This is a genomic window from Mesorhizobium sp. M2A.F.Ca.ET.039.01.1.1, assembly GCF_003998035.1.
GTDB lineage: Bacteria > Pseudomonadota > Alphaproteobacteria > Rhizobiales > Rhizobiaceae > Mesorhizobium.
This window is the reverse complement of the sequence record NZ_RZRY01000225.1, coordinates 1-8,922: the sequence shown is the minus strand read 5'-3', so window position 1 is coordinate 8,922 and position 8,922 is coordinate 1. Positions and strand designations below refer to the sequence as shown.

Sequence of the window (8,922 nt, the reverse complement as noted above, 5' to 3'; positions counted from 1 at the left end):
ACGCCCGCCGCGATCGTGACCGGCAACCATGAAGCGCCGGAAACCCAATTTCTCCATCAGCGCGACCATGTCGGCGGCCATGGCGCGCTTGGCATAGGGCGCATGATCGGCGGCCGATGGCGGGCAGGAGCTTTGCCCATAGCCGCGCAAATCGGCGCAGACGACCGTGAAATCCCGCGCCAGGATTGGGGCGACCTCGCGCCACATCGCATGCGTCTGCGGAAAGCCGTGCAGCAGAAGCAGGCCGGGGCCGGTGCCGGCGCGGCGAGCGAAGATCCTGGCTTCACCCGTGTCGATCTCACGGCTGTCGAAATCGTCGAACATGCTTGCCTCCGGTATCTGGACCGGCCGATCTCACGTCCAGGCCGAATCCAGCGTCAGCGACGCTTCGAAGATCTGGTCACGCTTTTCGTCGAGCACCTTAACCGTGATGGTCAAATGCCTGCCGCCCGGCATCTCGTCGCGGGCGACGTCATGCAGGATGCGCAGCGCCTCCATGCCGGCGCGCTCGCGGCTGGCGAAGAGCTGTCCCTCCGTATCTTCCTGGCTGTGCTCGGTGTTGTAAAGGTCGAAATAGAAGCGTTGCATCGGTACGTCGGTCCCAATCCGACGGTCAATTCGCGGGCGCGATCATGGTTCCAAACGTCTGATCCAGAGGGAGAATTGGCTATGCGCCGGCTTTCGGCGCGGCACCGCTCGCAACCAGCGTCGGCCTGCGGCGTTAGGGGTGGCGAACGGAGGCAGCCGGATGCTGGAATCACTCTATCTCAATCTCGGCCAGCATGACGCTCTCTCGGACGAAGAGAAAGCGTTGCTCACATCGACCTTGTCGATCGAGAAATATTTCGGCGCGGGAGAGGATATCGTTGTCGAAGGAAGCAGGCCGACCTACAGCACCCTGATCATCGACGGGCTGGCTGCCCGCTACAAGGTTCTGGAGGACGGCGGCCGCCAGTTCACCTCGCTGCAGGTCGCGGGCGATTTCGTCGACCTGCATGCCTTCCTGCTCAAGACGATGGATCACGGCATCGTCGCGCTGTCGCCCTGTCATGTGGCGGCGGCCGAGCACAGCAAGCTCAAGACGATCACCGAGCAGGCGCCGCATCTCACCCGATTGCTCTGGCTGGACACGCTTGTCGATGGCGCCATCCATCGCGAATGGATCGTGGCCATGGGGCGCCGCTCCAAGCTGTCCCATCTCGCGCATCTCATATGCGAGCTGTTCGTCAGGCTGCAGGTGGTGAAGAAGACGCGTGACATGAGCTTCCACCTGCCGCTGTCGCAGGCCCAGCTCGCCGACGTGCTGGGCTTGTCCGTCGTCCATATGAACAGGGTGATCGGAACCCTGCGACGCATGAACGTCATCAGCTGGACCAACCATATGATCACGATCCTCGACTGGGAGCGGCTGGTCACGATCGCCGAATTCGATCCGACCTATCTCAGCATGTCGCGCGAGCCGAGATAGGGGCGGCCGGGATGGAGCGGCCTTCTAAAGCGCGTCGCGATCTTTCAGATTCGCTCCATGCGCTTTAGGTTTTTGATTTTACGCATGTCTTTATCCCGAAACCGGTTCCCACTTTCGAGAGACATGCTTTAGCTTGGCGGGACCTTGGAGCGCGACCACAACTCGTCCAGCATGGTGAGCGCGGCGCTCGGCGCGGCCTCCTTCAGCAGCCCCTGCTGCGCGGCGGCCTTCTTGAAGGCGGCAAAGGCGACGGCCGGCCGGCAGGTGCCCGCGATCGCATCGTCCACCAGCCGCGCCGCCTTGAGATAGTCCGGCGCTTCCTTGTTCTTCCAGGTCCCGGCGAGCGCCTTCTTGGCCTCGGCCACCGTGGTGACCACCATCGTGCCGCCGCTGACGAAGCGGATGGTGAGGGGGAGGAAACGGCTCATCGGGTCCTCACCATCCGAGCCATTCGCGCGTGCGCAAGGCAAGGCCGGCAATGGGCGCCAGAGCGACCACTGCGGCAGCGAGGATGAGAAGAGGGCTGTTTATAGGCAAGGATTTCATGGTGCACCACAAGATTGGGGATGGGCCTAAACGAGGATGTCGCCGGTCGGTTGCATCCGGCCGGCAAGTCGGCGCGACAAGCTCGAGGTTACATGTTGCTGGCGGGCCGGATCGGCGGCGCCGGCCGGTGCGGCGGCCGCGGGCGCGGCCTCAGCGGCACATCGGCGAGCGAAGCGCGGATCACCCTCGCGGGTGGTAGCGGCATGGCGCCGCGCCGGCGCCGCAAAGCGGCCGACAGGCTGCCGATGAAGGTTCGAACGTCCATGGGACTCCTCCTCGAGAGTCCCCCCATTGACGAAGGGTTATCACCCCGGACCGGCCAGCCGCATTTAACTTTGATGTATCCGCGGCATCCCGGCGGGGGAGACGAACCGCGGCCAACCTTTTGCGACGACATGCGTTGTCCCCTGAAAGGAGACCATCATGCCGACCAGCAGCCGAACGAAATCAGACGCAGCCCAAAAACCAATCACCGGGGAGAAATCAGTCGCCAGGGAGAAATCAGTCACCGGGGAGAAACCTGACACCGCCAAGGCCGCGCGCAGGCAGCGCAGCATCCAGCGTCAGGTCGATGCCACCGATCGCAGCAAGCCGAAGCCGAAAGCCTCGGGCGCCATGCAGGCCGGCGCGCGCCGCTACCCCGTGCCGCCTTTCCCGAAGCAGCATCATCCCAAGCCCGGCGAGGAATGGGCGATCGAGCCGGCGCCGCTCTATGAGGCGCCGTTCTGGCAAGGATCCGGCAAGCTCAAGGACAAGGTCGCGCTCATCACTGGCGGCGACTCCGGCATCGGCCGCGCGGTGGCCGTGCTGTTCGCGCGCGAAGGCGCCGATGTCGCCATCGTCTATCTCAGCGAGGACCGCGATGCCAAGGCGACGAAGCAGGCGGTCGAGGCCGAGGGCAGGCGTTGCATCACCCTGCGCGGCGACGTCGCCAAACGCGCCTTCTGCCGCAAGGCGGTGGCCGAGACGGTCAAGGCCTTCGGCAAGCTCGACGTGCTCGTCAACAACGCGGCCTTCCAGGTTCATTCGGCCGACTTCGCCGATCTCACCGAAAAGCATTTCGACACCACGCTGAAGACCAATCTCTACGGTTATTTCCACATGGCGCAGGAGGCCGTGCCGCAGATGAAACCGGGCTCGGCGATCATCAACACCGGTTCCGTCACCGGTATCGAAGGCTCGAAGGAATTGGTCGATTACTCGATGACCAAGGGCGGTATCCACGCCTTCACGCGCGCGCTCTCCGGCAACCTGATCGCCAAGGGCATACGGGTCAACGCGGTCGCGCCCGGTCCGGTCTGGACGCCGCTCAACCCGTCGGAAAAGCAGGCGGAGGATGTTTCGCAGTTCGGCGCCAAGACGCCGATGAAGCGGCCCGCTCAGCCGGAGGAGATCGCGCCGGCCTATGTGTTCCTGGCCTCGCCGCAATGCTCCAGCTACATCACCGGCGAGATCCTGCCGATCATCGGGGGCTACTGACCACCAGGAGGATCCCATGAAGAAAGCGCTTCTCATCGCGGCCTTCGCGCTGATGCCGGCGCTGCCGGCGGCGGCCCAGACCGCCGCTCAACCGAAGGATCAGCAGACGCAGAACTGCCAGGCCAAGCCGGACGCCAACGGCCAGCAGCAGAAACAGACGCAAGAGGCCGATACGGATGAGCTGTCGAAACAGCTCGGCAATTGCGGCGGCGTGCTGAAGCCGCCGCCGACCGGCGACAAGAACGCGACGACCCCGCCGCCGACCGGCAGCGAAATGCCGGTGATCAAGCCGGGCGAGGTGCCGCCGCAGACGGGGCAGTGACGAGGCGCGCGCCTCCTTCGATAGGGATCAGTGCTTGCGCTTCTCGCTTTCGGCCGGCTTGAGGACCGGCGATGCGTGCGCCTCGCGGATCATCTGCAGGGCCTCGTCGCGGGTGAGGCCGCATTTGCGGGCAAAATAGGTGGCTTCGTGTATCTCGGCGCGCGAGGCCTCCGCAACGCCGGAAGAGGTCGGTCTGTTTTTCTTCTTGGCCATCGGCTCACCGCGCCATGAATCACTTAGTCAGCTAAATATAGATGCAATGCCTGCTGTTGCAAATCGCCGATTGCGCCCGACCGGCGGGCGGTGAGGGGTGCATTGGTTTCTGCTGAAAAAGCCCCTTGGAATATTCCGGCTATGTCGCTGTTCACTCTGACCAGGAGGAACGGCCATGACGGACGACAGGACCAAACGCGACTTTCGATACCGCGACCGCGTGTCGGCGGGCGAGGAGCATGAGGTACGCTACTGCGCGAAGCAGCATCGGATCCACTCCTGAGCAGGTTCACAGAGCTGATCAGCGAGCACGGGCAACGACCGCAAGACGCTCGGGCGTCAGCGAGGAAGCTGCGGGATTGACAGACATTCCCGGTCGGAACCGGCCTGGGCAGGACAGGTCCGGCAAACATTGCCGGCGACCAACCGTGATCGCTCGGCCAATCATATGTTAGGGCGTCACCCCGCCGAAGGTTTAAGTTCGAGCAGTCGCCGCACAGAGCAAAGGCAAGCGCGCGCCGGAAGAGCCCATCACGCTTTCGCCCAACCTATCAAGGGAAGTGGAGCTTCGATGAGCGACGGAGGAGGCGGCCATTATGCCGCGAAGGGTGAGTATCTCGATCACCGTCTGGAATGCCCGCACTGCGGAACGATCCGGTTGAACATCCCCAGGAACGCCCAATCCTCAACGCCGATCCATTGCGCCGAGTGCGGGGCCTATCTTGGCACGTGGGACGAAATCCAGACCGACTTCGAGCGGCAGGGAGGCACCGACGGAGTGTTTCGCCTGGCAAGCGGCCGCATCAGGCGGCTCGCATAAGCGGTCGGCTCCCGGTCAATGCCTGTCTTTCAAAAAGCGGGCTTCGCGAACGAGGGACGTCCAGTCAAAGCCGATCATATGGATTAGCTCCCTCGCTTGCGCCTCGGTTATACCCACTTCCTTGGCCAGCTTCCCGGCCAGCAGTCGGCTATCGACCTTTTCGTCGTGCCCGTCCTTCTGCATGCGCACTCTCCATCGCTCTACAAGTAAAGCGCAAAGCCAGGAGAGGTTTCGTTAGGCCGAGCTCGAAACGGTTTGGTATGGGCAAAAAGCCCGGAGAAGCGCGACGCAAAAAAGCCCGCTGGCATGAGCCAGCGGGAGAAGGTGGCTTGAGCTCGGCCCCGCCAGGGGCGAACGCCGACATGGTGCTCATGTGGCACCGGCCGCGCATCCACTTTTGTTAACCGTCGAGATCGTTTTCGCGCAATGGACCGCAACATGGCCGATCCCATCGGTTGCCTCGAAGACACGGCCGCAATGATCGACGCGCACCATCCATAGTTCGCCAACAAAGCAGCGGAGTGTTCACAGACTCAGAACGAAGGTGGTCCGCAGTCTGCGGGGCCGATCAAAAACGCTCGAAGCGCTGCTCCACCTTGCGGGCGAACTTTTCCCGTTCCTCGTTGGAGATGCTTTCCACCGAGTATTTCGCCAGATAGAGGTGCTTCTCCGTGCGTCCGCACATGGATTTCAAGCCGCGCAAAAGCACCTTCCTGCCCGGGTCCTGCATGTAGAGCCTGGTGTACCACCAGGGCGAGCCGAAGGTGGTGACGACGCCCATACGGCGAATATTCAAAAGCGCCGGCTTGATCGTGCCGCCATCCGTCGGCAGGTCGAACGCGACCCCCGGCCGCCACACGCGGTCGAAATATCCCTTGAGCACAGCAGGCATGCCCGACCACCAGGTCGGGAAGCAGAACACGCACGCCTCGGCCCACTGCAACGTGTCGATATAGACCCGCAGCTCCGCAGGTGCTGGCGATGGACCGGCGTGCCCCTTCAATTCCTCGACCTGCATCACGGGATCGAATTTCATGGCATAAAGATCGAAGTCGACGACCTCGTCGCCCCTGGCCTTGAGGACCCCCAAGACACGCCTGTGAAGCGAGGCCACGTAGCTGTCCTGCGCCGGATGCGCGTAGACGACATTGACCTTCATCGCATGCCCCACGCGGCTCTGATCCCGCTTCGAGGCTAGTCGAACGCCGTTGCTTTGCCTAGGCTTCGACGCGAGAAGTAGAGGGGCGCGGGATCAGGGCGGCGAGAGCTTCGGCAGAACCTCCAGGAGGCTCCACTCCGATGTCGGTTTGCCTACATTGGGTACCCCCACCAGGACGGCCCCGCCGAAGAGTTCCGGCTTGTCATAAGCGCTCGCCACCGCGAATGGCACACCGCGGCCGCGCAAGGCCTCGGCTACCGGCGTGACGAGATGGTCGCCTAAATTCACGTCGAGCAAGGCCACCGTCGGCAGTTCGTCTTCCAGCAGGCGGAGCGCGTGCGCGACTCTGGCGACCGGTCCCAGGACCCGCCATCCCAGGCGCTCGAGCATGACTTTAAGATCCATCGCGATGATGAATTCATCTTCGACGATCAGGATGGTCTTTTGCACCGGCCATCAATCTGGGCGAGCGGCCCTTTCGAGTGGGACGACTATCTCTGCTTCGAAACCTTCGGTTCGATAATTCTGTTCCACCTTGCCACCGAGATTGTAGGCGATTGCGAATTGAATGAGCTGGGTTCCGTACCCTGTCGAGGTGGGCTTGCGTACAGGCGGGCCCCCGCTCTCGCGCCAGGACAGGCGCAGCAATGGATGATCGCCCTGCTCGACCTCCCATCGAATTCGAACCGTCCCAGCCCGAGCTGACAACGCCCCGTACTTGACGGCGTTGGTTGCCAGTTCGTGCAGCAGAAGGCTTAGCGACGTTATCTCCTTCGAAGCCAACGTCACTGACGGGCCGGGCTCGATGATGATCGTCTCCGGAGCGGTCTTGAAGGGTTTCGTCGCGCGCGCCACCAAGGCTTCGAGACCATCTTCACCATGATCGCTGAATGCCAGGTCATTTGCATCCACAACGGCCTGCAGCCGGCCGAGGAACGCGCTACGATATTCCTCTGCCGAAACGCCTTCCGTCTTCGTTTGGTTGGCCAGCGCCCGCACGAGCCCGAGCAGGTTCTTGAGCCGGTGGCGCAATTCTCCAAAGACCGCTTCGAACTCCGCTTCTTTCCGGCTTCTGTCCGTAATGTCGACGATCGACAGCAACATGAGGTGGCTGACATTGTCCGGATTGAACACGGTGCGCGCTGTAAGAAGCATGACTTTTCTCCCGATATGCGGGAACTCATGCGTCACCTTGTAATCGATCACCGCCGAGCTTTTCGGGATCACCTCTGCAAGGAGATGACGCAGCTCGGGGATATCCCATTGACCGTTGCCGAGGTCGTACAGGTGCTGTCCGATCGTGTCGTAACGCTCGACCCCGAATGTTCTGAAGAAGGCGCGGTTGGCGCTCTGGACTGTCAGGGCGGAGTCCAGCACCAGCATGGGATCGGGAACAGTGTCGACAATGCCTTGGGCCTGCACGTGACCTGTCCGCAGAATCCGGTAGAGGTCTTCCAAATCCATTGCCGAAATACCCGTTAACCCGACAGCCTATAAGCCTGCCGCAGATCATACAACCGCGCTTCTCCAAAGCGAAGATCGCGCGAAGCGGCTTTATGGCATCGGCGCCGGGGTCCGTACTCCTCGGCCTCCGGCCTTCGGGTGTTCCCGGAACCATCACGCCGGCGCCGGGTTGTGATTGGCGGGCCGCGTCAGCCGGACCTGGTGGCAAAGAGAACAGGGCTGGTTTCTCCGGCTTCTCGCTCTGGCCAACGAAAAGGCAGTCGAGCTCTTGTCCCACCCGGCCCGCTCAAGGGAGGTCTTGTCAGCAATGGCAGGAAATATGCAGTCCGACAAAGCCGGCACCGAACCGCGCCCGGTCCGTGTCCGAGACAGGTGAGGGGGCGATGCCGCGCTGGGTCGACGAAGGCTGGATCATACTGAAGGAAAGCGTCAGCGGCTACATCAATGACAATGCGCTGAGCCATGGCGCGGCGATGGCTTTCTACGCCACCACGTCGCTAGCGCCGATCCTGTTGATCGTCGTCGCGATCGCCGGTTTCGTCATCGGCAACGATGCCGCCCAGCTGGCGCTGACGGCCGAGATATCGGGCGTGATGGGGCCACAGAGCGCCGACCTCCTGAAGGCCACGCTGGAGACCGCTTCGCATGGCTGGTCGAGCGCGCTTGCCACGCTGATCGGAGTGGTGACGCTTTTGGTCACGGCGTCGGGCGTCTTCGGCGAGATGCAGCAGTCGCTCAACGAAATCTGGAAGGTGAGGCCCAACGGGGCGTCGCTGTCGCGCCTTGTAAGGGCCAGGGCGGCGAGCCTCGGCCTCGTGGCTGCGCTCGGCTTCCTGCTCCTGGTCTCGCTCGCGGCCAGCACGGCGATCGCGGCGCTGGGCGAGATCATCAACCGGAGCCTGCCTTTCGGAGAACTGATCGTCAGCGCCATCAACACGATCGTTTCCTTCGCGCTGATCGCGTTCCTCTTCGCCGCGATCTACAAGGTCCTGCCCGACAGGGAGCTCACCTGGCGCGATGTCGGCGTCGGCGCGCTGGTCACTGCGCTGCTCTTCACCATCGGCAAGTCGCTCATCGGCTGGTACATCGGCACCAGCGCCATCGCCACCTCCTATGGCGCGGCCGGAGCCCTGATGGTGGTGCTGGTCTGGGTCTACTATTCGGCGCAGATCTTCCTCTTCGGCGCCGAAATCACCCGCGCCTATTCGCTGCGCCGCGGCAGCCGGCCGGACCTCGCGCCAGCGGTGGCCGCCGATCCGCCGGCAGCCGCCACCGCCCCGCCGCCGGCGCGCGGCGCCTCGGGCATCGAAGTCGCCGTATGGATTGTCATCGCCTGCCTGATCACCGCGCTGATGTCGCAAACCGGCGCCAACAGGCCGAACCGCCCGCGATAAAACCGAGTGTCCAGCAAATGCGGCCCCGCCCTGGAAAAAGGCGTATCCCTTACCGGT

14 protein-coding genes are annotated in these 8,922 nt (G+C 63.1%); 5 read left to right on the top strand and 9 right to left on the bottom strand.

The features are described from left to right. Positions 1-324: alpha/beta fold hydrolase (locus tag EOA24_RS18110; protein ID WP_127409951.1), on the bottom strand; the 324-nt coding region annotated here is incomplete at its 3' end. A gap of 30 nt (positions 325-354) precedes the next feature. Further along, positions 355-588 (bottom strand): hypothetical protein, encoded by a 234-nt coding sequence (locus EOA24_RS18105; protein WP_126083264.1) that lies wholly within the window; start codon positions 586-588, stop codon positions 355-357. Between the two features lie 160 nt (positions 589-748). On the opposite strand from EOA24_RS18105, the gene EOA24_RS18100 reads away from it, so the two are divergent. Then, positions 749-1,468: a Crp/Fnr family transcriptional regulator gene (locus EOA24_RS18100; RefSeq protein ID WP_126083263.1), complete on the top strand. Its 720-nt coding sequence runs from the start codon at positions 749-751 to the stop codon at positions 1,466-1,468. Positions 1,469-1,596: 128 nt separating this feature from the next. Here EOA24_RS18100 and EOA24_RS18095 read toward each other — a convergent pair whose 3' ends face one another. Continuing rightward, complete coding sequence (locus EOA24_RS18095; RefSeq protein WP_042642795.1) at positions 1,597-1,896, bottom strand: DUF982 domain-containing protein; 300 nt, start codon at positions 1,894-1,896, stop codon at positions 1,597-1,599. A 206-nt stretch (positions 1,897-2,102) separates the two neighbouring features. Next, a complete protein-coding gene (locus tag EOA24_RS41655) occupies positions 2,103-2,279 on the bottom strand; it encodes a hypothetical protein (protein ID WP_189343168.1) in 177 nt (58 codons plus the stop codon). Between the two features lie 158 nt (positions 2,280-2,437). Between EOA24_RS41655 and EOA24_RS18090 the strand changes: the two genes are divergently transcribed. Beyond that, on the top strand, positions 2,438-3,493 hold the full coding sequence (locus EOA24_RS18090; RefSeq protein WP_126083262.1) for an SDR family oxidoreductase: 1,056 nt from the start codon (positions 2,438-2,440) through the stop codon (positions 3,491-3,493). Between the two features lie 16 nt (positions 3,494-3,509). Beyond that, positions 3,510-3,815: a hypothetical protein gene (locus EOA24_RS18085; RefSeq protein ID WP_126083261.1), complete on the top strand. Its 306-nt coding sequence runs from the start codon at positions 3,510-3,512 to the stop codon at positions 3,813-3,815. 27 nt (positions 3,816-3,842) lie between these two features. Here EOA24_RS18085 and EOA24_RS18080 read toward each other — a convergent pair whose 3' ends face one another. Next, a complete protein-coding gene (locus EOA24_RS18080; RefSeq protein WP_042640038.1) occupies positions 3,843-4,028 on the bottom strand; it encodes a hypothetical protein in 186 nt (61 codons plus the stop codon). 571 nt (positions 4,029-4,599) lie between these two features. Between EOA24_RS18080 and EOA24_RS18075 the strand changes: the two genes are divergently transcribed. Next, positions 4,600-4,848 (top strand): hypothetical protein, encoded by a 249-nt coding sequence (locus EOA24_RS18075; protein WP_126083260.1) that lies wholly within the window; start codon positions 4,600-4,602, stop codon positions 4,846-4,848. A 15-nt stretch (positions 4,849-4,863) separates the two neighbouring features. Here EOA24_RS18075 and EOA24_RS41650 read toward each other — a convergent pair whose 3' ends face one another. From EOA24_RS41650 to EOA24_RS18060, 4 genes are all read right to left on the bottom strand, one after another. Further along, positions 4,864-5,031: a hypothetical protein gene (locus EOA24_RS41650; RefSeq protein ID WP_189342077.1), complete on the bottom strand. Its 168-nt coding sequence runs from the start codon at positions 5,029-5,031 to the stop codon at positions 4,864-4,866. Between the two features lie 385 nt (positions 5,032-5,416). Continuing rightward, the gene (locus EOA24_RS18070; protein ID WP_126083259.1) at positions 5,417-6,007 is read right to left on the bottom strand and encodes an NAD(P)H-dependent oxidoreductase; all 591 of its coding nucleotides are present in this window, start codon (positions 6,005-6,007) and stop codon (positions 5,417-5,419) included. Between the two features lie 93 nt (positions 6,008-6,100). Then, a complete protein-coding gene (locus EOA24_RS18065) occupies positions 6,101-6,457 on the bottom strand; it encodes a response regulator (RefSeq protein ID WP_127256644.1) in 357 nt (118 codons plus the stop codon). A 6-nt stretch (positions 6,458-6,463) separates the two neighbouring features. Then, positions 6,464-7,471, bottom strand: a complete 1,008-nt coding sequence (locus EOA24_RS18060; RefSeq protein ID WP_127256646.1) for an HWE histidine kinase domain-containing protein — start codon at positions 7,469-7,471, stop codon at positions 6,464-6,466. 383 nt (positions 7,472-7,854) lie between these two features. Here EOA24_RS18060 and EOA24_RS18055 point away from each other — a divergent pair, with 383 nt between their 5' ends. Continuing rightward, positions 7,855-8,865, top strand: a complete 1,011-nt coding sequence (locus tag EOA24_RS18055; RefSeq protein ID WP_126083258.1) for a YihY/virulence factor BrkB family protein — start codon at positions 7,855-7,857, stop codon at positions 8,863-8,865. Positions 8,866-8,922: the final 57 nt, after the last annotated feature.

Excerpts from the sequence above, each read along its gene's own strand:
- EOA24_RS18105 (WP_126083264.1), bottom strand. The coding sequence starts at position 588 with ATGCAACGCTTCTATTTCGACCTTTACAACACCGAGCACAGCCAGGAA.
- EOA24_RS18100 (WP_126083263.1), top strand. The coding sequence starts at position 749 with ATGCTGGAATCACTCTATCTCAATCTCGGCCAGCATGACGCTCTCTCG.
- EOA24_RS18095 (WP_042642795.1), bottom strand. The coding sequence starts at position 1,896 with ATGAGCCGTTTCCTCCCCCTCACCATCCGCTTCGTCAGCGGCGGCACG.
- EOA24_RS41655 (WP_189343168.1), bottom strand. The coding sequence starts at position 2,279 with ATGGACGTTCGAACCTTCATCGGCAGCCTGTCGGCCGCTTTGCGGCGC.
- EOA24_RS18090 (WP_126083262.1), top strand. The coding sequence starts at position 2,438 with ATGCCGACCAGCAGCCGAACGAAATCAGACGCAGCCCAAAAACCAATC.
- EOA24_RS18085 (WP_126083261.1), top strand. The coding sequence starts at position 3,510 with ATGAAGAAAGCGCTTCTCATCGCGGCCTTCGCGCTGATGCCGGCGCTG.
- EOA24_RS18080 (WP_042640038.1), bottom strand. The coding sequence starts at position 4,028 with ATGGCCAAGAAGAAAAACAGACCGACCTCTTCCGGCGTTGCGGAGGCC.
- EOA24_RS18075 (WP_126083260.1), top strand. The coding sequence starts at position 4,600 with ATGAGCGACGGAGGAGGCGGCCATTATGCCGCGAAGGGTGAGTATCTC.
- EOA24_RS41650 (WP_189342077.1), bottom strand. The coding sequence starts at position 5,031 with ATGCAGAAGGACGGGCACGACGAAAAGGTCGATAGCCGACTGCTGGCC.
- EOA24_RS18070 (WP_126083259.1), bottom strand. The coding sequence starts at position 6,007 with ATGAAGGTCAATGTCGTCTACGCGCATCCGGCGCAGGACAGCTACGTG.
- EOA24_RS18060 (WP_127256646.1), bottom strand. The coding sequence starts at position 7,471 with ATGGATTTGGAAGACCTCTACCGGATTCTGCGGACAGGTCACGTGCAG.
- EOA24_RS18055 (WP_126083258.1), top strand. The coding sequence starts at position 7,855 with ATGCCGCGCTGGGTCGACGAAGGCTGGATCATACTGAAGGAAAGCGTC.